This window comes from Paenibacillus sp. P4_A7, from assembly GCF_056402455.1.
In genome coordinates this window covers 1-24,791 of sequence record NZ_JBFUHJ010000058.1, presented here as the reverse complement: position 1 = coordinate 24,791, position 24,791 = coordinate 1, and the positions used below count along the sequence as shown (strand labels likewise).

General features: G+C 42.5%; 28 protein-coding genes. 6 read left to right on the top strand and 22 right to left on the bottom strand.

The window, feature by feature from the left end; genetic code table 11:
• Positions 1-98: 98 nt before the first annotated feature.
• The 5 genes from mobA to AC1DWN_RS10940 all read right to left on the bottom strand — a co-directional run bounded on the left by mobA (position 99) and on the right by AC1DWN_RS10940 (position 4,426).
• Positions 99-698: a molybdenum cofactor guanylyltransferase gene (mobA, locus tag AC1DWN_RS10960; RefSeq protein WP_477558939.1), complete on the bottom strand. Its 600-nt coding sequence runs from the start codon at positions 696-698 to the stop codon at positions 99-101.
• Between the two features lie 35 nt (positions 699-733).
• The gene (locus AC1DWN_RS10955; protein WP_477558938.1) at positions 734-2,029 is read right to left on the bottom strand and encodes a class II aldolase/adducin family protein; all 1,296 of its coding nucleotides are present in this window, start codon (positions 2,027-2,029) and stop codon (positions 734-736) included.
• 180 nt (positions 2,030-2,209) lie between these two features.
• Positions 2,210-3,202, bottom strand: a complete 993-nt coding sequence (locus tag AC1DWN_RS10950; RefSeq protein ID WP_477558941.1) for a sensor histidine kinase — start codon at positions 3,200-3,202, stop codon at positions 2,210-2,212.
• A gap of 34 nt (positions 3,203-3,236) precedes the next feature.
• Positions 3,237-3,890 (bottom strand): response regulator transcription factor, encoded by a 654-nt coding sequence (locus tag AC1DWN_RS10945; protein ID WP_477558937.1) that lies wholly within the window; start codon positions 3,888-3,890, stop codon positions 3,237-3,239.
• Positions 3,891-4,000: 110 nt separating this feature from the next.
• Positions 4,001-4,426, bottom strand: a complete 426-nt coding sequence (locus AC1DWN_RS10940) for a hypothetical protein (protein WP_477558936.1) — start codon at positions 4,424-4,426, stop codon at positions 4,001-4,003.
• A gap of 235 nt (positions 4,427-4,661) precedes the next feature.
• On the opposite strand from AC1DWN_RS10940, the gene AC1DWN_RS10935 reads away from it, so the two are divergent.
• Both AC1DWN_RS10935 and AC1DWN_RS10930 read left to right on the top strand, forming a co-directional pair.
• Positions 4,662-5,399, top strand: a complete 738-nt coding sequence (locus AC1DWN_RS10935; RefSeq protein ID WP_477558935.1) for a Crp/Fnr family transcriptional regulator — start codon at positions 4,662-4,664, stop codon at positions 5,397-5,399.
• Positions 5,400-5,690: 291 nt separating this feature from the next.
• Positions 5,691-6,362 (top strand): hypothetical protein, encoded by a 672-nt coding sequence (locus AC1DWN_RS10930; protein ID WP_477558934.1) that lies wholly within the window; start codon positions 5,691-5,693, stop codon positions 6,360-6,362.
• A gap of 117 nt (positions 6,363-6,479) precedes the next feature.
• Here AC1DWN_RS10930 and AC1DWN_RS10925 read toward each other — a convergent pair whose 3' ends face one another.
• Positions 6,480-7,940: a sulfatase family protein gene (locus tag AC1DWN_RS10925; protein ID WP_477558933.1), complete on the bottom strand. Its 1,461-nt coding sequence runs from the start codon at positions 7,938-7,940 to the stop codon at positions 6,480-6,482.
• 224 nt (positions 7,941-8,164) lie between these two features.
• On the opposite strand from AC1DWN_RS10925, the gene AC1DWN_RS10920 reads away from it, so the two are divergent.
• Entirely contained in the window at positions 8,165-8,749 is a 585-nt protein-coding gene (locus AC1DWN_RS10920) for a cupin domain-containing protein (RefSeq protein WP_477558932.1), read from the top strand.
• Positions 8,650-8,967 carry a helix-turn-helix transcriptional regulator gene (locus tag AC1DWN_RS10915; protein ID WP_477558940.1) on the top strand — a complete coding sequence of 106 codons (318 nt, stop codon included), beginning with the start codon at positions 8,650-8,652 and terminating at the stop codon, positions 8,965-8,967. The genes AC1DWN_RS10920 and AC1DWN_RS10915 overlap by 100 nt, the downstream gene beginning before the upstream one ends.
• Positions 8,968-9,064: 97 nt before the next feature.
• On the opposite strand, the gene AC1DWN_RS10910 is transcribed toward AC1DWN_RS10915, so the two are convergent.
• From AC1DWN_RS10910 to AC1DWN_RS10880, 7 genes are all read right to left on the bottom strand, one after another.
• Entirely contained in the window at positions 9,065-9,937 is an 873-nt protein-coding gene (locus tag AC1DWN_RS10910; protein ID WP_477558931.1) for a 5'-3' exonuclease, read from the bottom strand.
• A gap of 43 nt (positions 9,938-9,980) precedes the next feature.
• Positions 9,981-11,222, bottom strand: a complete 1,242-nt coding sequence (locus tag AC1DWN_RS10905) for an aminotransferase class I/II-fold pyridoxal phosphate-dependent enzyme (RefSeq protein WP_477558930.1) — start codon at positions 11,220-11,222, stop codon at positions 9,981-9,983.
• Positions 11,194-11,571, bottom strand: a complete 378-nt coding sequence (locus AC1DWN_RS10900) for an arsenate reductase family protein (RefSeq protein WP_477558929.1) — start codon at positions 11,569-11,571, stop codon at positions 11,194-11,196. The genes AC1DWN_RS10905 and AC1DWN_RS10900 overlap by 29 nt, the downstream gene beginning before the upstream one ends.
• Before the next feature lie 59 nt (positions 11,572-11,630).
• Positions 11,631-12,605 carry an RluA family pseudouridine synthase gene (locus tag AC1DWN_RS10895; protein ID WP_477558928.1) on the bottom strand — a complete coding sequence of 325 codons (975 nt, stop codon included), beginning with the start codon at positions 12,603-12,605 and terminating at the stop codon, positions 11,631-11,633.
• Entirely contained in the window at positions 12,602-13,174 is a 573-nt protein-coding gene (locus AC1DWN_RS10890) for a cob(I)yrinic acid a,c-diamide adenosyltransferase (RefSeq protein WP_477558927.1), read from the bottom strand. The genes AC1DWN_RS10895 and AC1DWN_RS10890 overlap by 4 nt, the downstream gene beginning before the upstream one ends.
• A 184-nt stretch (positions 13,175-13,358) precedes the next feature.
• A complete protein-coding gene (locus AC1DWN_RS10885; RefSeq protein WP_477558926.1) occupies positions 13,359-14,579 on the bottom strand; it encodes an aminotransferase class I/II-fold pyridoxal phosphate-dependent enzyme in 1,221 nt (406 codons plus the stop codon).
• Positions 14,580-14,595: 16 nt separating this feature from the next.
• Positions 14,596-15,087: an Lrp/AsnC family transcriptional regulator gene (locus AC1DWN_RS10880; RefSeq protein WP_477558925.1), complete on the bottom strand. Its 492-nt coding sequence runs from the start codon at positions 15,085-15,087 to the stop codon at positions 14,596-14,598.
• A 373-nt stretch (positions 15,088-15,460) separates the two neighbouring features.
• Here AC1DWN_RS10880 and AC1DWN_RS10875 point away from each other — a divergent pair, with 373 nt between their 5' ends.
• Positions 15,461-16,792, top strand: coding sequence for an ArsB/NhaD family transporter (locus tag AC1DWN_RS10875; protein ID WP_477558924.1), 1,332 nt, complete (start codon positions 15,461-15,463; stop codon positions 16,790-16,792).
• Between the two features lie 164 nt (positions 16,793-16,956).
• On the opposite strand, the gene AC1DWN_RS10870 is transcribed toward AC1DWN_RS10875, so the two are convergent.
• The 4 genes from AC1DWN_RS10870 to AC1DWN_RS10855 form a co-directional block, all read right to left on the bottom strand.
• Positions 16,957-17,352 carry a spore coat protein gene (locus AC1DWN_RS10870; RefSeq protein ID WP_477558923.1) on the bottom strand — a complete coding sequence of 132 codons (396 nt, stop codon included), beginning with the start codon at positions 17,350-17,352 and terminating at the stop codon, positions 16,957-16,959.
• A 57-nt stretch (positions 17,353-17,409) separates the two neighbouring features.
• Complete coding sequence (locus tag AC1DWN_RS10865) at positions 17,410-17,634, bottom strand: hypothetical protein (protein ID WP_477558922.1); 225 nt, start codon at positions 17,632-17,634, stop codon at positions 17,410-17,412.
• 155 nt (positions 17,635-17,789) lie between these two features.
• Entirely contained in the window at positions 17,790-18,455 is a 666-nt protein-coding gene (locus AC1DWN_RS10860; protein WP_477558921.1) for a DUF2642 domain-containing protein, read from the bottom strand.
• Positions 18,456-18,587: 132 nt separating this feature from the next.
• On the bottom strand, positions 18,588-19,271 hold the full coding sequence (locus tag AC1DWN_RS10855; protein ID WP_477558920.1) for a hypothetical protein: 684 nt from the start codon (positions 19,269-19,271) through the stop codon (positions 18,588-18,590).
• 416 nt (positions 19,272-19,687) lie between these two features.
• Between AC1DWN_RS10855 and AC1DWN_RS10850 the strand changes: the two genes are divergently transcribed.
• Positions 19,688-20,758, top strand: a complete 1,071-nt coding sequence (locus AC1DWN_RS10850; RefSeq protein WP_477558919.1) for a CotH kinase family protein — start codon at positions 19,688-19,690, stop codon at positions 20,756-20,758.
• Between the two features lie 20 nt (positions 20,759-20,778).
• On the opposite strand, the gene cysK is transcribed toward AC1DWN_RS10850, so the two are convergent.
• The 5 genes from cysK to AC1DWN_RS10825 all read right to left on the bottom strand — a co-directional run.
• Entirely contained in the window at positions 20,779-21,696 is a 918-nt protein-coding gene (gene cysK, locus AC1DWN_RS10845) for a cysteine synthase A (RefSeq protein WP_477558918.1), read from the bottom strand.
• Between the two features lie 80 nt (positions 21,697-21,776).
• On the bottom strand, positions 21,777-22,970 hold the full coding sequence (locus AC1DWN_RS10840) for an MFS transporter (RefSeq protein ID WP_477558917.1): 1,194 nt from the start codon (positions 22,968-22,970) through the stop codon (positions 21,777-21,779).
• 132 nt (positions 22,971-23,102) lie between these two features.
• Complete coding sequence (locus AC1DWN_RS10835) at positions 23,103-23,654, bottom strand: hypothetical protein (RefSeq protein ID WP_477558916.1); 552 nt, start codon at positions 23,652-23,654, stop codon at positions 23,103-23,105.
• 111 nt (positions 23,655-23,765) lie between these two features.
• Positions 23,766-24,188 (bottom strand): DUF350 domain-containing protein, encoded by a 423-nt coding sequence (locus AC1DWN_RS10830; RefSeq protein WP_477558915.1) that lies wholly within the window; start codon positions 24,186-24,188, stop codon positions 23,766-23,768.
• 77 nt (positions 24,189-24,265) lie between these two features.
• A partial coding sequence (locus AC1DWN_RS10825; RefSeq protein WP_477558914.1) for a Smr/MutS family protein occupies positions 24,266-24,791 on the bottom strand: 526 nt, incomplete at its 5' end.

Here is a 24,791-nt window from a genome sequence, read left to right as displayed (position 1 = left end):
TCATCATTCAGGCATATGCATTCCTCCGGATGAAAGCACAACAGACCGCCCATGTATGGACGGTCTGTTTCTTTTTTTGTGCTTACTTATGATGCCCTCTAAAAAATCAGCATCAAGGCTTCCTCGTATTCTTCCTTTGTATTGACCTTCATAACAAAACGAACACTTTGATCCTGTTCTATAAAATCAACTTCTTTTAATGTATCGTATTGAATCACTTTTAATAATTCATCCAGCCTAGATTCTCCTGCATCTAATAATTTTGATATCTCTGTCACACAGCTTTTGTCGTATATCCCATGGAGTGCATGAAGTTGGTCTCCTATCGAGGGAATTATTGCCTCGCATTGAAGCTCCTGTTTTCTCTTCCACATAAGCTGCGCGGATTGATAAGATATAAAAGGCATATCACATCCCACTACCCAAAAATCAGTGTTATTTGCAAGTGTAAAGGCCGCATACATAGCGCTTAGCGTTCCCTTCCCTGGAATATAATCTGTAATAATACGAATCGTATTTCCAAGCAGCGGCAAGAAGCTTCTTGGATCATTGGTTACGAGTATGATCTCGGAGCAAATTTGCTTCATAATTCGAATTTGTCGTTGAATAAGGAGTTCATTAGAAAATGGAAGCAAGGCTTTGGTCTCGCCGCCCATTCTAAGATTTTGCCCACCGGCCAATATTACCCCTGTCAGCATATCATCCCTCCGCTCTACTGCTGATCTACATTCACTTACTTTTTATTCAAACCAAATGCCTCATCAATATCACATATTTTATTATCATCAATCAGTACGATGTCCCCAAGGCTACGGGTGTCTATAATCGCTTTCGCACYGTACTCCGCTACCTCCAACCGATCAAAAGCGTTTAACAGGCTCTGCCCTGTAACAATTACGCAGTTATTTTCTACTAAAGCAACAGGAGTATCTCTCGTAAATATGGCTGCTGCGTTCTGTGGTTCCACATAAATGGACCCAAATGGCAGCTTTGGCGTTCGACGCAGCAAAATATAGCTTTCGGGAATCGTTCTTGAGTCAAATTCAGCATCCGTCACAGCAAATGCCATAATATTAGGTGGATGCGCTATAATTATAGAGTCTATATGAGCATGACTTTCATAGATGTGTGCATGCAGATCAACTGATCGGCTCGGCGTTTTTCCCTCTTCTACTTCCCCTTTGTCAATGCGTACTATATTTTCTACATCTATATATTTCCGGTCCATGCCATAAGGCGTAATTAGGAAGCTGCCATCTCCAAGTCGCTGTGAAAATGTACCTTGCGTACTCGTAAATAACCGCTGCTCATAAGAACGCTGTATAAACTTCACCATTTCCCGGCGGTGTTCCCGTTCCATAGAACTGTAGCCACCCTGCTTAAAGCTTATACGTTGAACATCACTATTCGTCCTAACCTTCTTATAGTCTTCTTCCGATAACCGAAGTGTCTTGCCCATACGACTTGCCTTGATTTCCAGTCTGGCGCAGAAATCAAGCGTTTCAAAAGTTTTAAAAGCCTCGAATAAATGATTGCCACCAATGACAACTCCGTGATTTTCCAGCATAACCGTATTAATACCTTTCGCGAATACCTCCGCGATATTCATTCCAAGCTCTTCACTTCCAGGCAATGCATATTTCGCCATACCAACATCACCGCAAATTTCACGCTCGTTTGGCAATATATTGGTGTCAGGTATTCGACGAACCATACTAAATGAAACAAGCGCTGGGGGATGGGCATGTACGACAGCCTTTAGATCTGGCCTCGTTGTGTAAATTAACCGATGAAAGGGGAGCTCACTGGACGGTTTGTGAATACCTGTTATTTGACCATCTGGCTTCACACAAACAATATCATTACGACTAAGTGTACCTTTGTCGATACCAGCAGGGGTTATCCATATATCTCCGTTTTCATCCAATATAGACAGGTTTCCTCCTGAAGTCGTTGTCATTCCATAACCGTAAATCCGTTCCATCATCAAAATAATCTGATCCGCAGGATGAAGAAGCTCAAATTGCATAAAAATTACTCCTTTCTACTTTTTATTTATCTAAATTGTTTAATAGATTAAGTTTAACTTTCATCAATTACATCATGAAATGGACCTTGCTTACAGTGATAATAGTCACACACAATACAGTTCAATAACAACGAAAGGCATCTAACGTTTCCWTAWGGAAAMGTTAGATGCCTTTCGTTGTTATTGCGATTTCGTCGCAGGTATAGTCAATATGATTTCAGTTCCAATTCCGGGCTGCGAATGAATCGCTAATTGTGCTCCAATTGCCCTTGCTCGTTCCTCCATACTGAATAAACCGACTCCTTTGATGCTCGTATTGCGCAAAAATCCTTTCCCCTCATCTTTGATGCGTACCTCTAGCCTTTCAGGTAAATCTGATAACTGAATATAGGCTTCATCAACATCCGCATATTTCCCGATATTGGTCAGAGCCTCTTGTATGATTCGATAAATGGTTGTTTCTTCTTGGACGTCTATCCGACGTCTAAAATCAATTTCAAGCTTGACCCTTATACCATAATACTCGGTATAATTTTCTATATAAGTTCTAATAGCGGGTACAACTCCCAGATCATCCAATACTGACGGCCGCAATTCCCAAGCAAGACTTCGCACGTCCTCTATAATATGCGATACGCTAGCACGGATATTTTCTAAGCCTGGATTTGACTCCTTATTATTCAATTGATCTATCTGAATTAGAAGCGAGAATAAGCTTTGCCCGATACCATCATGCAGCTCACGGGAAAACTTTCTTCTTTCCTCCTCTTGTGTAATCATACTCTGCTTCATCATCAGTTGAAGCTCTTCCTGAACACGCTTTAATTCAGTCACTTCATTGCGAATGGCTAAGTACTGATAAGGCTTTCCGTGTTCGTCAATATAGGGTACGATCGTTGTATTTACCCAGTAATAGCTGCCGTCTTTCGCCCGATTTTTAATATCACCACGCCAAACGTTACCAGAAGTAATGGTGCGCCATAGCTCTTCCATAAATGCTTTACTATGATGGCCTGAATTAATAATCCGATGATCTTTACCCATAAGTTCTTCGCGTTCGTACTTAGAAATCTCGCAAAATTTATCGTTAATATACTGAATAAAGCCTTTTCGGTCGGTGACGGCTACGATTGACGATTCATTCAAAGCGAATTTTAGATCTGCTAAATGCATGAGTGCATTCTGACTCTCCTCTTCCCAACCTGAATTAATCAAAATGAAGCAGCCCCTTTTTCATCGCATATTTGACCAGATCCGGCCTTGTTCRCAATCCTAGTTTGTCCATTACGTTCGCTTTGTGTGATTCCACCGTTTTTATGCTAATAACAAGCTGCTCAGCGACTTCTTTATTGCTGTATCCTTTAGCGACTAATGAGACAATTTCCTTCTCTCTATCGGACAGTGTTTCCATTGATCTGCCGCTCCCGCCGCTATGAGCGCGATCCAAGTACTCACTCATCAATCGCTTAGTCGCTGTCGGATATAAATAGGCGTTCCCCTCGGCAACTGTTCGAATAGCGGTAACTAGCTCTTCATGTGGAGCACTCTTGAGTATATATCCCGACGCACCGGCATGAATGGCTCGAAATAAATATTCATCATCATCGTGCATCGTGAGGAATAGGACCACCATATCCGGAAATAGCTCTTTAAGTTCTTTTGTCGCCGTTAAGCCGTCTTTACCATGAGGCATGCTTAAATCCATTAGTATCACATCCGGCTGCAGCTCTCTCGCGATCTTTATCGCTTCGTCACCCTCAGAAGCTTCACCGATCACATCCATATCATCTTTTTCATTTAAGAGCATCTTAAGACCTGATCGTACAACAGCATGATCATCGACAATACATAGCTTAATCATGTTTAACCTCCAATGGTTGAAACTTATGCTATCTTATATTTTAACACAAAAAAAATGGATCTCTAACTTCGAAATCCATTTTCCTCATTCTATTCGTTTGATTCTTCTAATCATAAAGTGAGAGCTCTGGCTAACGCCTCGAGTTTACTGAGTTCGTTTGCCGTATAGTGGTGAACATGACGTAAACCAACCAATAGAACAGCCATACCGCCCATTTTCAAAGCAATTGGAATGGCTGTGGCTGTCTTCAAACCCTCCGCTAGCATTAATGGACAATCGAGTTTGTATTTCTCAGCTTCTAGTGATCCATTCCCCTTAACTAAGCTCCTGCCTAGCAGTACAGCCATTCCCGATAATTCCTTGCCTCGTTTAACTAACATTTGTTGATATCGAAGATTGGTATTACCACTCACATAGCTCCACCGATACTTGTTTCCATTCTCTACTGGAAGGGCTAGAGCCACAAAATCACTTAACGAACTCGTACGTATATGATTAATAGAGCTGCTTATTAGATCCGTCTCGTAGTCACTCATATCCCTTTCCCCTTCTCTCCGATCACATCTATTTGTTTATTGTAAAGGTTGTAATTGTATTTGTATGTCGGGGAATTCCCCCAAAGCCTCTCAGGGATGTACCCTGATTACTGTGATTTTCCTCACAATACGATCAGGGATTTCCCCCCGCAAAGATGGGGGCTTCCCCCGATACCCTCCTATGAAAGGAAATTGTATGATTAGAGTATCGAAACACGGAGAGGGGCTGTTATATATGGCCGTTAACACATATACAGCAAGTAATGATGAGACTTTGAAGGGGAATMAAGGTATATCGGCTTTCTTCTCAGCGGAAAATTTGGATAGACTAAAAAATATTATGTATTCCAAAACAGTGATGGCTGGATCTTATTTATTTTGGGATGGCGATCAAGCGGATTATTTATATTTTGTGAAAAAAGGCCAAGTAAAATTAACGAAAAGTACCGATAATGGGAATAAAATTACTCTATATCTCTACAATGAGGGGGATATGTTCGGACAAATTGATCCCTTTCAACATTCTACACAAACCTTCAATGCAGAAGTGATCGAAGATGCCGAATTTGGCATTATACAACAAAAGGATCTAGAGACATTGCTTTGGCAGCACGGCGATCTCGCCATTGAGTTTATGAAATGGATGGGTGTGATGCATCGCATGACTCAAACTAAATTCCGCGATCTGTTGCTCTATGGCAAACCTGGTGCTTTATGCTCACTGTTGATCCGGTTAAGTAATTCTTATGGTGTTCACCAAGGTAATGAGATCAAGATCGAGAAAAAAATGAATAATTCAGAACTGGCAGAAATGATCGGCGCTACTCGCGAAAGTGTAAATCGAATGTTAAGCGAAATGCGCAAAGCAGATGTCATTACAATTGAACATGGTGCTATTATCATTAAAGATCTTCAATATCTTCGTGGTATTTGTAAATGTGAAAACTGCCCAGCTGAAATTTGTCGGGTGTAGTCAAGTGTAAAACTTTTATATTCTTATCATTTGAAGACCGTCCCTACTCAGGGCGGTCTTCATTGTTTATTTGCTGATTTTATAAATACGCCAATTCGAATTCTGGATTATATTCGATAACGCCTTTCTGTATTTACACGGCGATCTGTATAAGTCATGTTCTTGAAGGTATAATAGAAAAAATTGTAAATAAGTAAGCGTCTAATCCAGCCTTTTGATTTGAGTGAGTAACGCAACCTTTTCAGTGCATGAATCGTTAAATAGAAAACAAAATTTTAAGGGGTGAGCATCATGAAAAAATGGCTATTCATCGTTGTTGGATGTTTATTACTAAGTGGCTGCAGCAGCATTGTAGGCGGAGATAAGCAGCCATCCAGCAGTCCAACGAATATCCCATCACCATCACCATCACAACCAACCGCGACTGCTACCACTACTGCTGCACCAACACCATCGCCTGCCAACACTTTAACAAAAGAAGAAACGACCGATGCCGTAGTTCAGCTATTAAAAGACAAAAACCATAGTGCTTTAAAGCAGCTGATCCATCCAGTCAAAGGCGTTTTATTTTCACCCTATCTTTATATTCATGCTGATACGGCACAAGTATTTAAACCCGATGCATTACCTACATTTACTGACGATACCCCCTTCATTTGGGGAGAATATGACGGATCCGGTGAAACGATCAAGCTGACCTTTCAGCAATACTACGAGAAATTTGTTTACGATCAAGATTATGTGAATCGAGAAAAGCTCGGCGACGATAAAGTGCTAATTGCTGGTAATATGGTTAATAATATAAAAGAAGTTTTCCCGGATAGCTATTTGGCTGACTATCATTTCAGCGGCTTTGATAAAAATCTTGAAGGTCTCGATTGGTCGAGTCTGATCGTTGTTTTGGAAAAATACGAAGACAGCTGGTATGTAGTGGCGATTGTTCATTCAGCTTGGACAGTGTAGCTGGTTGGTGTCTCATAAAAATAATAGCTTGCGTCATGAAGGCAATGCCTTTAGACGCAAGCTATTATTTTGTCTCCCTATTATTCGCTGCAGTTGCAGTTGCAGCTACAGCATCTACTATGCTTCTTCCTGCGGATGTCTTTTGCGCAATTCATCTGCTCCAACTGCTCTCCCCGTAGCTTCCAACCGCGCTGCATATTCTTTTAGGTGGCCTTTGGCATGGTAAGGTCCGCCTTCCTTCATCACAGTCCATAAAGGATCGACATCATGCTTCATAGTGGACATCATTTCATCATGCCATTCATTCAAATGATAGACGGCCTCCATACATTTATCACGATGCTGATCCGCAATATTGTGCTGTTCGTAAGGGTCTTCAGTTATATTAAACAGCATCTCCTTGTCGAATAAGTGGTAGCCATCATGATACGTACGAATATATAGCCAGTCATCGAATCGTACGCTGCGCTGACAAACATGCGCGCATTGCGAGACGACCAAATAGTTACGGCCTGTTTCAGCACCTTCACGGATAGATCTAGCATAGCTTTTTCCATCCCAATTCGAAGCAGGCGACAGCCCCATCATGTCCGCCATCGTAGGCGGYAAATCGAGATGATAATGCAAGCCAGTGTCAACTGTTCCTGCTGTATGACCAGGCCAACGAATAATCATCGGAATACGGCATGTTCCTTGATCCGCTGTACCATGCTCGCCATAAATGCCTAGCTCACCCACATTCTCACCGTGATCTGCTGTAATAATAATGACTACATCATCCATGATCCCTTTTTGCTTCAAGGAGCTTAATATTTGACCAACATGCCCGTCCATAAATTTAACACCGCAATCATAACCATCGACCATCCGACGCATATCTTCCATATTGGCAATTTCACCAGGATAACGAGGAAATTGTGAGTATGTATTACTATTGTACATATTTATCTCTTTTGGACTATGCGGACCTACTTTATTGAGGTGCCTCTCTAGAAGCTCTTCGTTCATCCAATCCGGCAATGGCTCATGCTCAAATGGATTGCCAAAATCCTCAGGCGCACGATAAGGTGTATGCGGATCCCAATAATTCACATAAAGCAGCCAATCCTCTTGCTCTGCATTGCGATCTAACCAGTCCAACACTACAGGAGTAACTTCTTCAGCCGACTCCATGCCACCTTTTCCTGTATTATGAATTTCGTTGAAGCCGGCATAAAATGTCCATGCGCTATGTCTTTCTCCAAACGGACTTACTAATGCTGTCTTCATCCCCGCTCTGCGGAACAAGGAAGGGAAGCTGCTAGTGTCCAATTGGCTTCTAAAATCGCGAGACGCCCCATCGTGACGCACATCTGCAGCTGTTCCGCCATGGCCAACCACGCCATTATGAATGCCAAAGGTGCCGGTCATTAGAGCTGTTCTTGAAGGAAAGCACGGCGCATCCGAGGTATAATAGTTTTCAAACCGCAACCCCTCCGCCGCAACACTGTCTATATTAGGCGACGTATTGCGATGATAGCCGTAGCAGCCTAGATGATTAGGTTTTGTTGAATCCAAATCCAATAGTAATACTCTCATAGGTACAAGCTCCTTTTTTTGTTAGCGCTTTCTAAACTGTGCTCTTATTATAAAATTTCTAACAAAGACTCGTCCATGTATGATATCAAAATGATATGTACGATTCAACGATTATTTATGATTTAGTTTACACCTAAATTTTTCACTTAATCTTGTCTTATACCTTTAAATATCGCTATTATTATGCTATATTCAGGAAATATATTAGGGGAGAAGGAACTCTTTTGTCAGTCATACATTCTGTACATTATGATAATTTCATTACGAACTGGAAAAAATCACAAGAAACGGTTACTCACCATATTCTCATACTAATTGTTGAGGGTAGGGTGGCCTACAATGTCAACGGAACGGAAGTTATCGGTGAAGCTGGTGACTTCATATTTTTTCCCGAAGGAATAAAAAGAGCCGCTGAAAACCACTCCTCTGGACTGCATAGAAAATATACAATGTCGTTGACACCATCCCAATCATTGGATCGTATTATACCGTTACTTAGCAATCAGCAATTTGTAAAATTCAAACCTCATAATTTTCAATATATTCAGCGCCGCTTCTCCATACTATACGAGGAATCACTAAATCACGATACCTATCAAGCTTTAATATGCATTAGCATTTTGCATGAATTGCTTGGTTTGCTCTCTAGAGAATTAGAAAAACCCGAGGTTACACCTATGAAAATGAAATTTTCTCAGCTTATTAAAGCATATATTTTGGAACACTTTCGCGAGAGCTTGAGATCAAACAGCTCGCACAGCTTATACATCGTTCCCCAAACTATACGATCGCTATTTTTCGTGAAGTAATCGGAATATCACCAATCAACTATATTCATCAGTTGCGCATCATGGAAGCATGCGGTCTGCTCATCAATTCCAATATGTCCGTATCTGATATCTCCAATCATCTTGGCTACTATGACACCTCCTATTTTTTTCGTATTTTTAAAAAGCACACCTCTATGTCGCCAACTGATTTCATCAAAAAAGGACATCATATTAATGTATCTCAGCTGTTTCTATGAAAAGCGTAAACGGCTTTCGTCGTCCTTATCTAAGGACGAATGGTTTCTCACAAAAATAGGAGCCCTTTCTCGATTTCCCGAGAAAGGGCTCCTACTTCTAGCTAATAAGAGAAATTAAGTTCTTAAATTCAAGCTCCTCGAACTTGCGCTGCACACTTTCGCGCTCATATGCCCAACAGCAGCTAGCTAGTTCGATTGCAACAGGTGCTTCACAATGAATAGTTGCCAGTTGACGCGACAAATGGAGCATTTCGAGATCATTTTCAATTTTCGCACGAACCGTTTTCGTCACGGCATCAAGGTTCTCCAGCAATCGGTCGATAGAGCCATGCTCTGTAATCAGCTTATGTGCCGTCTTCTCRCCGATTCCCTTTACACCTGGGTAATTATCACTCGTGTCACCCATTAGGCCCTTCATGTCAATGATTTGCGCTGGGGTAAGCTGGCGCTCCTCCATTAAACTCTCAGGTGTGTACACCATATAGTTTCCAATACCCTTCTTCATAATCGCGATTGATACGCGATCATCGACAAGCTGAAGCATATCGTGATCACCCGTTACTACGAAAACATGGGCTTGGTCCTTTAGCAATGCTGCTAAAGTTCCAATACAATCATCTGCTTCAAAACCGACTATTCCAATGTTCGGCACGTTGAAGCTGGCAACAACCTCTTTGACAAGATCAAATTGTGGAATAAGATCCTCCGGTGCAGATGGTCGATTGGACTTATAACCGTCGTATTGCTCTGTTCGGAAAGTCGTGCTCCCCATATCCCAGCAGCATACTACATGCGTAGGACTATACGTATTAATGGCATCCATAAAATAACGTACAAAACCGTGCACCGCGTTGACTGGAACACCAGCACTCGTTCTGCGAATGCTGCTGCTTCCTGCGAAGGCCGTTGCGAAATAGGCTCTAAATAAAATAGCCATTCCATCTACCAAAAGTACTCTTTGATCACTCATCTTAATTAACTCCTTTATAACTTCTTTTTATGATCTACTTCATTTATTCCCCGCGAATGAATCTACCAATCCGCCTTGCTGCTTCCTTTAAACGTTCCTCATCTTCAACTAACGCAATACGAACATAACCTTCGCCTTCTGTGCCGAAAGCCTCACCTGGCACTACAACTACACCTGTCTTAGCAAGCATCTCCTGGGAAATTAGTCGTGATGTCCATGGCTCCTTATGTGACCAAAGCATCGGAGGCAGCTGCGCCCATACGAACATGGTTGCCTTTGGAACGACAACGGACCAGCCTTCCTCGCGCAGCGCTTCCAGAAAAACATCACGGCGACGCTCATATAGCTTTCCAGCCTTCGGCATATCAGGGTTGTTCATCGCTTCCTGCAAGGCTACAATTCCCGCTTCCTGAATAGGATCGAATACACCGTAATCAATATTCGCCTTCAGCTCACGAAGCGCGCTAACTGCTTGCTTGTTCCCGGCCAAAAAACCGATTCTACAACCGGCCATATTAAAGCTTTTGGATAAGGAATGAAATTCAACAGCTTGCTCCAGCGCACCAGGAATTTGCAAAATACTTGGCGGCTCGCAGTCATCAAAGCCCATCTCCGAGTAAGCCAGATCATGCACGACTAACACACCATGACGGCGCGCTTTCTCAAGCAATGATTCGAAAAAAGTTAAGTTCGCTACTGCAGATATTGGATTATTGGGATAGTTAAGCAATATAAAGGTTGCGCGATCCCAATCCTCGTCCGATATCGCGTCCAAATCCGGCATGTATTGGTTTTCTTCACGAAGCGGCATCAATACAGACTCGACACCGGCTAGTGCTAACGACGCAGCATAAATGGGATAACCGGGATTAGGCAGCAACGCCATATCTCCAGGATCACAAAGTGCCATAGCCAAATGAGCAAGGCCATCTTGTGACCCAAGCAATGTAACCATTTCACTCACAGGATCGAGCTCAACACCAAACCGATGCTTCATCCATTCTGCCGCATGCTCCCGAAACGGAAGGCCGCTTTTCGTAGCTGGATAAGCATACATATCTGAACGAAGCGCCGCTTCGCTTAAAGCTTGTCTCACTGCTTCTGTTGGCGGCTGATCTGGACTTCCGATGCCTAGATCAATGATATGCTGGCCACTTGCTGCAGCAGCCATTTTCCACGAGGCTACTTCAGCAAAAATGGAAGATCCGAGCAGGGATAAACGGTCCGATCTCCATTTCGTTTCTGTCATGACTGAATCACCCATTTCCGTTCCAAACTTGTTCATACTGTTCTTCCTTATAGCCGATCGTCACTTGACTGCCATCTGTTACGATAGGGCGTTTAATAAGCATGCCATTTGATGCAAGCAAAGCTAGCTTCTCATCCTCTGACATCGCCCCTAGCTTGTCCTTTAACCCAAGCTCTCTGTAGACATCGCCGGATGTATTAAAGAACTTCTTCATATCCAAACCGCTTATCACAATAAGCTGCTTCAACTCAGCCACGGTAGGTGTTTGCTCGACAATGTGGCGTAAATCAAGCTCATTTCCTTTTGCTTGCAGTGACTTAACCGCTGCCTTGCAGGTGCTGCATTTTGGATATAGATAGATGGTTAACAGCTTTGCTTTTGTCATTAACGATGTCCTCCTGATGCGTTGTAAATAAGTTATATAAATAAACTAGCCAATTCCTATTAATGAGATTGCCCTAGAATTTGCTCCAAAAGAATGAACTCAGGCGGCAACGCAGCATTCCATTCCATCCACTCTTTCGTAATCGGATGAGTGAAGCCCAGTGTCTCGGCATGCAGCGCTTGTCGTCCAGCAGCCTCTTCCCATTCCATGACTGCGCCGTCCTTCGGACCATACATTTTATCGCCGATTAGAGGACAGCCGATATATTGCATATGAACGCGGATTTGATGGGTCCGGCCTGTCTCCAGCTTCAAGCGGACAGCTGCTGCAGGTGGGATGCCAGTATTTCCTCTATCTGAATGAAAACTTTCTGCCGTATTATAATGAGTAACTGATGGATATCCTTCCGGAGTTACTATTCGAATATGTGGCTCATCAGGATCCCGATCGATAGGCTCGTTGACAATTCCTTCAGCTGGATCTGGCATTCCGTAAACGTACGCTCGATAAATTTTCATAATCGTATTAGCCTGCATTTGCTCAGACAGCTGCTGATGAACATAGGAAGTTTTAGCAATTGCCACTAGCCCTGAAGTATCCTCATCTAGACGATGAACGGGTCTAAATCGAACCCGTTCACCTTTTTGCCGCCAATGATAGACGACACCGTTTGCCAACGTACCTGTGTAATGGCCCTGCGTTGGGTGTACGACAATTCCCGCCGGCTTATTGACGATCAGAAGATCATCGTCCTCATATACAATTTGTATCGGTATCGGCTCGGGCAAAATATCCTCGGATATTTCCCGTTCCATTCTCACACGAATAACATCTCCTGTGGATACCTTAGCAGTCGTATACACACGAACTTCATTAACGGTTAACCCATGCTCAGTCTGCTTGACCTGAGATAGCAGCTTTCGTGAAACGCCAAGCTTCCGCTCAAGCACCGTGCGTACCATCTTCCCATGATCCGCTTCGCMGACGACGACGACTAACGGCTTATAATAGAGGCTATCCAATATTTCCATCATTTTTTTGGATTCCGAAATACTTCCGCACTGCGTACATATTCCGTATCCGGCACTCCAAGCTTCGCATTTGCGACTCTTGCAGCCGCGAAGAAGAAATCAGATAAGCGATTCAAATAGGCCAATACGTCAGCGTTAATCGGATGCTCCACAGACAGCGTCACGACGCGGCGCTCTGCTCGGCGGCATACGGTTCTGCATACATGCAGCAAGGCCGAAACCGAGCTTCCCCCAGGCAAAATAAATCTCGTAAGCTCAGGCGCTTCGGCAATATATTGATCGATCCAGCCTTCTAGGCGAACAGCTGGTTCCGTAGATATTTTCAAAGGCGAGCCTTCCTTCGCATAAGCGAGATCCGAGCCGCAGTCGAATAACTCCTGCATAATTTGAATTAACAGATCGGACATCTCCGTTAATTCATCATGCTTAGCTGCTTCAGCAGCAGCCTGTCCGACAAAGCAATTCAACTCATCTATTGTGCCATAGGCCTCTACTCGTGAATCATCTTTGCGTACTCGTCCGCCAATTAATGACGTTTGCCCGCTATCTCCGGTTTTTGTATACAGCTTCATCTTCCACCGCTCCCCTTTACACCTACATATCTCTTCCCACTATATCATAAATAACATATTTTCAGCTCAATACAACCAGATTCAGCTGGGCATACCTCTTACTTCCACCCCTAAAATACAAACAGCAGGCCGGATGCTCTCCTGACCTGCTGCTTGTTGCTGGAAGAACCTGTACAGCCCTAGCTTAGCCCTGCTGCTTTAAGCGGTATACAAACTTTCCAATTCGATCAAGAGCCTCTGTCAAATTCGTAACAGATGTTGCATAGGAGCAGCGCAAATGTCCTTCTCCTCCGAGACCAAAAACATCGCCTGGAACAGCTGCAACATTCGCTTCATCAAGCAGACGCTGTGCAAATTGCTCACTTGTTAAGCCAGTGGAAGCGATCGATGGAAACGCATAGAATGCTCCTTGCGGCTCATGACAATCAAGTCCGATGTCACGGAATCCTTTCACAACTAACCGACGCCGTTGGTTATAAGCTTCAACCATTTTATCTTTTTCTTCTAAGCCATGCTGCAGCGCTTCAAGAGCAGCGTATTGTGCCATAATCGGTGCACACATTACAGTGAACTGATGAATTTTCAGCATTGCAGAAATAATGTCCGAATGACCACAGGCATAACCCATCCGCCACCCGGTCATCGCGAACGCTTTGGAAAAGCCGCTGACCAGAATGGTCCGATCCTTCATTCCCGGCATTGTTGCAAAGCTAACATGCTTGGTGTTATAAGATAATTCCGCGTATATTTCATCCGAGATTACGATAAGGTCGTTTTCCTCAACTATTTTTGCAATCGGAATCCAGTCCTCGTAGCTCATAGTTGCGCCAGTAGGATTGCTTGGATAACTTAATACAAGTACTTTGGAACGCGGAGTAATAACCGCTTGTAAGCTTTCTGCCTTCAGCTTAAATTCGTCTTCAGCGAAAGTTTCGATGCCCACAGCAATACCGCCGCTAAGCGTAGTGATTGGAGAATAAGAAATATAACAAGGCTCAGGAATTAATATTTCATCTCCTGGCGCAATTAAAGCGCGAAGCGCAAGATCGATCGCTTCACTTCCGCCTACCGTCACTAGTATTTCATTCGCAGGGTCATATTCTACCGCGAATGAATTATGTAAATAGTGACCTATTGCTTCACGTAGCTCAGGCATACCCGCATTGGAAGTATATTGTGTTTTCCCTATTTCAAGTGCGTATACTGCAGCTTCACGCACATGCCACGGCGTTACGAAGTCAGGTTCACCTACTCCGAGAGTAATGACATCCTTACGCGTGCTAACTAAATCAAAAAACCGACGGATACCCGACGGTTTAATGCCTCGTACAAGCGGGGACAAATAATCTGCCATCGCTAGGCGTTGCGTAGGTGTGGTGGGTTGCTTTTCTTCATCTTTGATCATTGCCATCACCCTTTTTTCACGGCGAAACCATCAATCGATGATCACCTTCATGCTCCTCGAAGATTATGCCGTCTTGTTTGTATTTTTTTAATATGAAAAATGTTTTAGTCGATAATACCGCATCAATTGGTGATAATTTATTAGATACAAAAGAGGCAACCTCTTTTAAATTTTTTCCTTCTACCTCAACAAGCAAATCATACGCCCCAGACATCAAATAAACGGATTTCACTTCTGGGTACAAATAAATACGCTCCGCAATACCTTCGAAACCGCGCCCGCGTTCAGGTGTAATTTGAACCTCAATAAGTGCTGTTACCTTTTGATCGTCAATTTTGCTCCAGTTAACGACTGTTGCATACTTAACAATGACATGATCTTCCTCTAAAGTCGCTATTGCTTGCTTCACTTCTTCTGTCGGCACGGCAAGCATGGTTGCGATTAACTCGGCATCCCTACGCGCATCTTCCTTCAGCAGCTCCAACACTTTCAACTGTAATTCGGTCATTGTATAACTCCTTCCAGAACGCTGCGATTATAAAGAATATTTTACAACGAATTCGTTTTTCCTGCAAACATAGCATTAAGGGCTGTATCGTATAGGCCAAATACTATAGTCGACAACTATCATTACAAGATAAGTATCAATAACTGACACTAGCAGATTTTAATAGAGTTAGGGATATTGACTAGTACGTATGATATGCCTGCTACGTATACATACATTACATAGATATTATTACTAATAGAAGAGGAGGGGAATTAGTAGATTTATTAGGTTTAGTAGATTTAGACAAAATGCTAGATTAAAGCAACTTCATTTAAGTAAGGAGTGTTGATTACAAGAATAAATAACTTGAAAATTGAAAAGAGGTTTTATCATGTATGACTTAATGGTCATCGTCACAATTTGCGCTTTCCTATTTACAATCGGTTTCATCTTCTGGCGTCCGCATGTTAATGAAGCTATTCCCGCAACCATTGGGGCCTTATTTGTTATACTCAGCGGAAGTGTCACCTTAGCTGACCTCGGGAAAATTACGGATACGATTAGCGGTGCCGCAGTAACGATTATAGCCACCATTGTAATGGCCATTGTTCTAGAAAGCTTTGGTTTTTTCTATTGGGCAGCTGAGCTTCTAATGAAAAAAGCAAAAGGATCAGGCATTCGCTTGTTCTGGATTACGATTCTCTTTTGTTTTCTCATGACGCTATTCGTTAACAATGACGGCAGTATATTAATCACAACACCAATTCTATTGCTGCTCCTTCAAAACATGGGACTCAAAAATCATCAAAAAATACCTTATCTCATCTCCGGGGCTCTCATTGCAACGGCATCCAGCGCTCCAATTGGCGTTAGTAATATCGTTAATCTAATTGCTATCAAAATTGTTCACATGGATCTCTATATGCATACCGCCATGATGTTCGTTCCTGCTTCACTTGGACTAGCCCTGCTATCCTTCCTGCTGTTTGCAACCTTCTATCGCATTCTACCCAAAAAATTGCCGCCAGCTGCAGCGTGGAGTATGATGCCGGGAAGCCATCCGCTCAAAGACAGCATTTCCAGAGACAATCGAACTAGCTTCATGCGAAACATATTCATTTTTGTATTAACCATTCGAATACTCCTATTCGTAGCCTCCTATATTCATTTTCCCGTTCCATTAATGGCCGTAATCGGATCCTCTCTATTGCTCGCATGGCGCTGGATCTACTTGAAAATCTCTCCTGCCGATATGCTGAAGAAGACACCTTGGTATATATTCATTTTCGCCTTCAGTATGTACGTCATTATTTATGGCCTGAATAATATTGGATTGACCGATCTACTTATCCAACTGCTTCAGCCTATTGTCTCTGGAAGCTTACTCAATGCAAGTGTTCTGATGGGTACTCTCTTAAGTGTTCTTTCTAATTTATTCAACAATCATCCCGCTTTAATGGTCGGAACGCTTACGCTAATGAATATGGGACTCGATCCGTTGACATTAAAAATTTCGTATTTAGCAAGCGTAATAGGCAGTGATGTAGGCTCGCTCTTATTACCAATCGGGACACTAGCTACCATAATGTGGATGAATATTTTACGGAAAGGCGGGGTCAAAATAACATGGGGCCAATATATCAAAGTGACCTCTCTTGTCATTCCGATCACCGTCATTTTCACACTAGTCATTTTGTCTTATTGGGTTTCTTGGTTGTTTTAATGAATAGGTTCAGCAATCAAAAAACGCAGCCCAAGAGGGCTGCGTGACAGCATGATCATTAATCGGAATAAGAGTCCATTCCGCCAAATAACGGCATTTTGGAGACTTTTACTCCTTCGTCATCGCATTATCGAGCAAACATTAAGAAAGACCCCAAAGGGTCTTTACATATAGTAGGGTTGGTTGCCTTGCTGTTGCTGTCCCTGTTGATGAGGCATTGGCGTATAAAATGTCTGTCCTTGCTGTTGTCCCAGGTTTTGCTGCAAAAACTGTTGTGTCTTCTGCTGTGTTTGTTTGTACTGCTTTTCTTGCTTAGCCATTTCTTGACGTAAAGCAGGTGAAGAGGCGTTATACATATTTTGCTGCTGCATAACTGTAAATAGTTGACCCTGCAGCGTTAAGCTGCTGTCCATTAGCTTAGTAAACATTTGCCGAATGTCTGGACATGTCGATTCCGTTGCCGCCGTCGCATATTCACGAACGATTCGCTTCAGATCGGCTAGCACAGTGCTTACTAGATCCTCTTCCGTTAATATGGACTGCGTCTGCTTCTGATACATGATAGAAACCTCCTATACTTTTTGAAAAGCTCTTTTTCCTTTTTTTAACACTGTAAATTACTGCTGTGGTTGTGTAGGTGCAATTTGCTGATGATGCGAGATCGCATGCAAAAGCGAATTATAATGCTGTTGATGGGTCTGAACCATTTGTGTAAGTAAGTTGCGCATTGCTGGTGTTGTCGCTTCATTTATCCCGGCAACACATTGTTTAATTTGCAAATCCTCGTTTGACATCGAGTCTGCGATATACTCCAGCTCTTTTGCCGTCATTGGCTGAATCATATTCATCCTCCTCCAATTTTTTCGTGCCAAACGTATTATGAGCAATAATCCCTTCATTTATGTACCACGTTTATTTAAAAAAAGTGACTGCACTCCAATAAAACAAGCTGAGAGTACAGTCTATCTTTATATTAAAAAACTTCTATTATGCTTGGTTAAGGAACATGAACCGTTTTTACATGGTCAAAATGCACAAATACTGCATTTCCACTTACTGAAGCAAGCTCGACCATGCTTTGGTCAACATTTTTCAAAACACCAATTTTATTTGAGTTTCCACCTAAATCTAGAACAACAAATTCACCGATTAATTTTCGAAGCTGTTGATCGAATGTTCTAGCAAGCGTAATCGGTGATGGTCTAAGCGGAAACTGCTCTGGAGTCAACGTATATGGCGTTACATTTGGACTATAAGGAATTAAATATTTCAAATGATGAAGCGAAATAATAACAGAATGGTAAACAGGAGAATAAAAAACGAAGAAATCATTCATTACATTCGTTAAATAACCGTGAATAGACTGATTCCCTGTAATATAAATTTCGGAGAACATCCCTTTTGCGTTCATAAGCATTTTACGATAGGATATTGGCTCATTATAAGGCTCAAACGGCATTTCCGGAACTTCTAATATAGTTTCTTCACTCGTCGAAACACGAAGCTGTTGTAAGTGAATAAGCGGGACATAAAAAAACTGCTGACCATTATGAAGCACCAAAATATCTTGACCAAACTCGATCAGTTTACCGCGTATGGGCGCAAATTTTCCCGAAATTTCTAATTCAACATATCGGTCCAGCAGTGGATGAATGTTTTTCAATTTACTAACCTCCTTTTCTTCCCAATTGTTAATAAAGCCGAGCGTCGGTTTTTGACCTCTACTCGACACGTAGTCCGCTTTATTGAACACATACCGTACATTACTTTGAATGGAATGTAGAGTTAATTCAACTTATCGATTTTTACCGCCGCTACGGTTACCGCCACTGTTTTGTCCGCCTGAACGATTTCCATTCGATTTATTATTTTTATTTTTATTGCTGTTTTTGCTGTTGTTTTTATTGCTGTTGCTCTTGTTGCTGTTGCTCTTGTTGCTGTTGCTCTTGTTGTTATTGTTGTTACTGCCGGATTTATTTCCACCCGATTGATTTTTGCCTGCTGCTTTTATCGTTTTAATGTGGAAGAGCTGCATTTGCAAAACCTCTTGGCCTGCTGTAACGAGCATCACTCCTTGGTTACCTACTTCTGCAACGAAGCCTTCCACTTTTTCTGGGCCACCCCAGTTAATTTGAGCAAATTTGTGATTGAATGAACGAATAACACCATTGAAATTAGATGCATTCACATATTCAGGATCACGTCGGCCGCTTTTATTATTCTTGTTACCAGTAATTTCGGTCATACTTTTCACATGACTGGTAGAAACATAGACAACGCCTTCGTTTGTATTCATAACCAAGCAGTCACTTTTAACAGCTAACAAATTTCCTTGAATCGAATCTGGTCCACCACGATTAATCTTTACATTTTTGCCTACCAAGCTGTTAAGAAATTCACTCTTGTTGCTTTTGTGATGATTATTGTTACTTGATTGGCTTTGTCCCATCACGTTGCTATTCCAGTTCCAATAATTCATAAATAATCCCTCCGATACTTTCTTTAATAGTAGATTACAAGCGTATCCTCACAAACAACCTCTTGAACTTGTCATCAGCCAGACTATGAAAAACGGCGAGCATCTCTCCTTTGCTTGGTTCGGTTCATATATCTTGGGAGATGATATGTAATATATTTATATGTATCCCTTATAGTAACGGTACTAGATTTCTATCTATTTATATAAGAACAAGCTCCTATCTCGTTACGATAAATAGGGTAGATTCATAACCGTATAGGTTCACATTTAAGATGGAATTTAATTTAGTTTGGCAATACAATCTGTAAGCCCAAATAACAGTGACCATCTAGGCACGATCTGAATAAGGTAAATAAGTATTAAAGCCTATCGTCTAACGGTAGGCTTTATCTTTTTCCTCGGAGGATGATGATGACATGGCTGCTGAGATATTACCTGTCCGTTATATACGTATTGATGATTCTGACTTAGAGGAAATTCAAAGCGATGCTTGGAGTAATCAATTTAAACCGGCTGAGCTTGTAATAGATGGAAGGAAGCATAACGTAACCTTTGGACTTCGGGGCGGTCATACACGTAATTATTCCAAAAAATCGTATGAGGTTCGACTTGAAGGCGGTAAGACATTCCATTGGAATGCAGAATATGACGATCCATCCATGATGCGAAATGCGCTGTCCTTTTATTTCTTCAATAAAATCGGCGTACCGTCGCCTGAAACCAATCATTTTTGGCTAATCTTAAACGGATCCGAACAAGGTGTCTATCTAGAAATTGAATCGGTCGATCGGCTTTTCTTTGAGAAACGAGGTATAAGCTATCGCTCACTTTTATACGCGGTAAACGACAGCGCTGACTTCAGCTTAACTGATCCCACTACGCAGGGCACAAAATCTTCCCTCTTCGATGGCTACGAAATGAGACAGGGTAAAACAGGGGCAAAAAGCAGACTGGTTTCTTTTGTACGTAATCTGAATCGTATGTCAGGTAAAAGCTTAGGAGCATTAACTGCTCGCAGACTAGATATTTCTCAGTATTTATTATGGCTGGCGGGCGCTGTCTTAACAGGAAACTATGATGGGTTTGATCAGAACTATGCTCTTTATGAACATCAGTCAAGCGGAAAATATCGCATTATTCCATGGGATTATGAGGGGACATGGGGGAGAAACTGCTACGGTAAGCCATGCGGAAGTGATTTAGTGAGGCTTCAAGGCTATAACAAACTTACTAGCATGCTGTTCACTTTCCCAGCATGCCGTAAGAAGTATCATAAGATTATGAATAATTTGCTGCAAGCAGCTTTTACAGTCGATAAGCTCGAGCCCGTCATTAATAAGATGCATGTACGCTTATCTCCTGCCATTCGCAATGATTATACAAGGAAGTCAAGCTATGATATCTTTCTTTCAGAACCAGCCTTCATTCGCCATTATATCGTTGAGCGAAGAGAAATTCTTAAGCAAGCCTTGCGGGAGTGGAAGTAAAGCATTCACCCCGTTATGCATTAAAAGATATCCATACTCAAATATCGCTCACCAGTGTCCGGCGCAATGCAAAGCACTCGCTTTCCTTTGCCTAGACGCTTCGCTATCTGCATAGCTGCCCATACGGAAGCACCGGATGACGGTCCTAGCAGCAATCCTTCTCTCTTTGCCAAATCCTTCATCGTCGTTAATGCATGCTCATCAGATACTTGGATGATCTCATCATAAACCGATGTATTTAAGATGTCCGGGATAAAGCCAGGACTTGTCCCTACAAGCTTATGAGGACCTGGTTGACCGCCAGATAGGACAGGTGAGCCCTGCGGCTCCACAACTGCAACATAAATATTTGGGATCAGCTTCTTCAGCTCCTCGCCGGTACCCGTTATGGTACCGCCGGTACCTGCCGTTGCGACAAAAGCATCCAGATTTCCATCCGTTTGCCGCATTATTTCTTGAGCAGTTGTGAAGCGATGAATATCTGGGTTGGCTTTGTTTCTAAATTGATTAGGAATATAGCTGCCTGGTCGCTGTGCTTGCAGCTCCTCTGCCTTGCGGATGGCACCGGGCATTCTCTGAGCAGCCGGCGTCAGCACGACTTCTGCACCATAAGCCTGCAGCAGCTTGATACGCTCTGCTGACATATTGTCAGGCATGACCAAAATCATATGATAACCTTTGGCAGCGGCATTCATCGCCAGTCCAATACCGGTATTACCGCTTGTAGGCTCGATGATTGTATCACCAGGACGGATAAGCCCGCTTTTCTCTGCTTCTTTTATGAGTGCGAATGCTGCCCGATCCTTGACACTGCCGCTTGGGTTAAATCGTTCCAGCTTGACGCAAACCTCTGCACTGTCTTCATCAGGAAGCCGGTTAAGACGGACGACAGGTGTATCGCCGATTAACTTGGTTATATCCGATACTATTCTCGGCATCTGTATCGACCTCCAATTCATTAATAACGTTCGGGCATTAGATCATTCCGATGCTATGTTTATGATGCAGTATTATCAGCTTATTGCTGAGATAAAAACGGCTTCATAAACCACCAGCCAGCTATAGGAACTATGCCCACTGCAAACAACAGCCATGTAATCGCCACAGATGAATGATTAAGCGGCAATACGATTAAATAGGAGGATAATCCAATTATTCTGCCTATGGTCAGCCCTGCTTCTCGCAGCACAATAAACTCCTCGCGTTCACGTGCGCTTTCTTCTGACTGTCCAATCAAATCGTACACTCGGGATGTCATTGGAATGATGTACAGCGGCATAAACAGAGAGGTTCCGATCCCGAAAAGCAGTAATGTCATATACGAAACCTTCCAGAACAGCGGTAATATAACGACCGCAATCATGATGACTCCAATGAACATCACTATTTTCCTATTTTTCTTCTTAAGCAGCTTTCCGACTATCCAGAAGCTCACTAATGCCACAAAAGATGTAATTAACGAGAAAGTTCCTAGCTTGCTCTCATTCTGCGTTGCTACATATACGGTAAGTCCCACAAGAAACATGAATACACCTTCACGTACGCCTTGTGCGGCTATTGCCGGCAGCATACGCCGCCAAGGATTTCCCTTCTGCCGGAGCTGCTCCCATCCATGCTTCCAATTGTAGATGCCCTCTGTTTTCCTTTTCTTTAGCCAAAAGCTCAATACGCCGCTGACGGCAAAGATTACAAGCGATATTGTAAAAATAATTCGATAACCACGCTCACCTTGCAAGGACGTAATGAGCAATCCTGATACCCATGGCGCTACAATACCAGCTGCCGATCCGAGTAAGCCTGCCCAGCCATTGTATCGATCTCTATTTTCCGGTTCAGTTACTTCGAAATAAACAACATTAAAGGCAAGCCAGAAAAAACCGAGTGCTATGCCGTTCAGAATTCCTAATGGTAAGAAATAGAACTTTGCCTGCTGCCCTAACAGCAAAACAGCACAATAAAACAGTCCGGACAAAACGATACCGATACGCAGACTGTTCATTTTGTTATGCTCTTTAACCCATTTTCCAACAATATAAAACGTCAGTCCACTCATAACGTATTGTCCTAATGTAAACCATCCAATCAGCATATATGACTGACTTGCTTTCCATAAGTATACAGGCACAAAGGCTCCGGACAACGCATTAGCAACTCCGAACAAAGCTTGTACGACCAGTAATAGGGCGGCTTGACTGCCTAAAGACTTATTCAAAACGACTCCTCCTGCCTGACGAATGAGGCGGTATGAATCCAATCATACCTACAGTCAGCTTTATCAGAAATACGTTTTGTAAGGTTCCCTTAAATAGTGCAAGCCATGCCCGTCCAATATTTCCTTAACTAACTATTCCTTCGGCGTCAACCGATTAATTAATACATCTCTATCCTTATTGGATAGTACTGATGTCGTATTGAAGCAAGCTGGACACACATACCATTTCAGCTCGAACGGCACTGGCAAAATTGGCCCGCCAAGCGATGGCGCGATTGTCGAAACGAAATTCTGTTCGCTTATTTTTTGTATGCCAGCCTCGAGCATATACTCACGACAGTTTGGACATTCTGGCACTTCTTCTTGGTCATCAAATATATTTTGCAGAGAGCCTTCTATTGCAAGCAGAGCCCCATTCGTATTCCGATAGCCTTCACCTTGCTCTAACCACTGTTTATGCTTATTATCTAGTGTATCTTCCTCTTCATCTTCTTCCGACCATTCATCCGCTTCCACATGAACAACCTCATCTTCAATCAATTCCTCGTCTTCACCAATCCCGAATTGCATCGTACGATAACCGTTTAACTCATTTTCACAATGCGGGCAATTTTCCTCCGGCCCAATCTCTTCATCCCAGCTAATTTCTGTTGCACACCACGGACAAATCACTTGCTCTTCCATATTCTTTATCTCCTTCTAATTGTTCATGATATAAATAATACCTACACCAAAAAATAATATAGCTACCACAACTAAAATTTTCCATAAATAGTTCATAATAACTGCCTCCAACTAAATAGTAACCGTTGCTCCAATAACATAAGAAAGCGATACAGAAATAATCATCGAAATTAAGCCTACCGCTCGATTATCTCGCTCGATTTCATCGTCAATGCGAAATACAGGCGTCAAAAATTCGAATAAGAAGTAAGCTGCCATCAAAATAACGAATCCAAAAGCGCCCCAAATCAAGCTTTGATACACGGAATCATTAGCTTCAATCGAGAACCTGAAAATATTGCAAATACCAAATATTTTCCCACCGGTTGCCATAGCGACAGCTACATTTCCTTTTCTGATCTCAGTCCAGCATCTATATCTTGTAACCAGCTCAAAGCAGGACAAAAACACAATAAGCGCTAACACCGTTACCGATACGTAAACAAGGGAAGCGGCATAAGGGTTGCTTAAAAGCTTATCGACTTCATTTTCCATCCAAATATCCCTCCATTATTAGGCCTATTTGTTGCTCATGAACTGTCAGTTACTTGAGCCTTCATATATATGCTTCATTATTTAAGCTCTGCTACAGTAACGCCAACTCCGCCCTCGCCGTAATTACCTATACGGAAACTTTTCACATGGCTGTGCTTACGCAAATATTGCTGTATGCCTGTGCGTAATACACCTGTTCCTTTGCCATGAATCAAGAAAACCTGACTAAAACCGGATAAGAACGATTCATCTAGGAAGCGATCGACCTCAACAATTGCTTCCTCTAAGCTTTCACCCCGTAAATCCAGCTCCATCTTGATGTTATCCTCGCGTGAGCGTGTTAGACTAGCCGCTTGCTTTGGCTGCTGATTTTTTGTAGATGCAGATGACTTAAGCAGCTCCAAATCACCCAATGCTACCTTCATCTTCATAATGCCAAGCTGAACGGTAGCATCTGAACCATGTACCTCGACTACCGTACCCTTCTGATTCAGGCTGTACACCGTCACCTCGTCACCAGCTTCAATTTTGGCCGATTTTTGTGACCCTTTGGCTCCGCTGCGATTTGCCTTCTTCTGCTCTGCGATTTGCCTTCTTCTGCTC

Coding starts and splice junctions, on each gene's coding strand:
- mobA (WP_477558939.1), bottom strand. CDS start 698: ATGCTGACAGGGGTAATATTGGCCGGTGGGCAAAATCTTAGAATGGGC.
- AC1DWN_RS10950 (WP_477558941.1), bottom strand. CDS start 3,202: ATGCATTTAGCAGATCTAAAATTCGCTTTGAATGAATCGTCAATCGTA.
- AC1DWN_RS10940 (WP_477558936.1), bottom strand. CDS start 4,426: ATGAGTGACTACGAGACGGATCTAATAAGCAGCTCTATTAATCATATA.
- AC1DWN_RS10930 (WP_477558934.1), top strand. CDS start 5,691: ATGAAAAAATGGCTATTCATCGTTGTTGGATGTTTATTACTAAGTGGC.
- AC1DWN_RS10905 (WP_477558930.1), bottom strand. CDS start 11,222: ATGAACAAGTTTGGAACGGAAATGGGTGATTCAGTCATGACAGAAACG.
- AC1DWN_RS10900 (WP_477558929.1), bottom strand. CDS start 11,571: ATGACAAAAGCAAAGCTGTTAACCATCTATCTATATCCAAAATGCAGC.
- AC1DWN_RS10890 (WP_477558927.1), bottom strand. CDS start 13,174: ATGAAGCTGTATACAAAAACCGGAGATAGCGGGCAAACGTCATTAATT.
- AC1DWN_RS10885 (WP_477558926.1), bottom strand. CDS start 14,579: ATGATCAAAGATGAAGAAAAGCAACCCACCACACCTACGCAACGCCTA.
- AC1DWN_RS10880 (WP_477558925.1), bottom strand. CDS start 15,087: ATGACCGAATTACAGTTGAAAGTGTTGGAGCTGCTGAAGGAAGATGCG.
- AC1DWN_RS10875 (WP_477558924.1), top strand. CDS start 15,461: ATGTATGACTTAATGGTCATCGTCACAATTTGCGCTTTCCTATTTACA.
- AC1DWN_RS10870 (WP_477558923.1), bottom strand. CDS start 17,352: ATGTATCAGAAGCAGACGCAGTCCATATTAACGGAAGAGGATCTAGTA.
- AC1DWN_RS10865 (WP_477558922.1), bottom strand. CDS start 17,634: ATGATTCAGCCAATGACGGCAAAAGAGCTGGAGTATATCGCAGACTCG.
- AC1DWN_RS10855 (WP_477558920.1), bottom strand. CDS start 19,271: ATGAATTATTGGAACTGGAATAGCAACGTGATGGGACAAAGCCAATCA.
- AC1DWN_RS10850 (WP_477558919.1), top strand. CDS start 19,688: ATGGCTGCTGAGATATTACCTGTCCGTTATATACGTATTGATGATTCT.
- cysK (WP_477558918.1), bottom strand. CDS start 21,696: ATGCCGAGAATAGTATCGGATATAACCAAGTTAATCGGCGATACACCT.
- AC1DWN_RS10835 (WP_477558916.1), bottom strand. CDS start 23,654: ATGGAAGAGCAAGTGATTTGTCCGTGGTGTGCAACAGAAATTAGCTGG.
- AC1DWN_RS10830 (WP_477558915.1), bottom strand. CDS start 24,188: ATGGAAAATGAAGTCGATAAGCTTTTAAGCAACCCTTATGCCGCTTCC.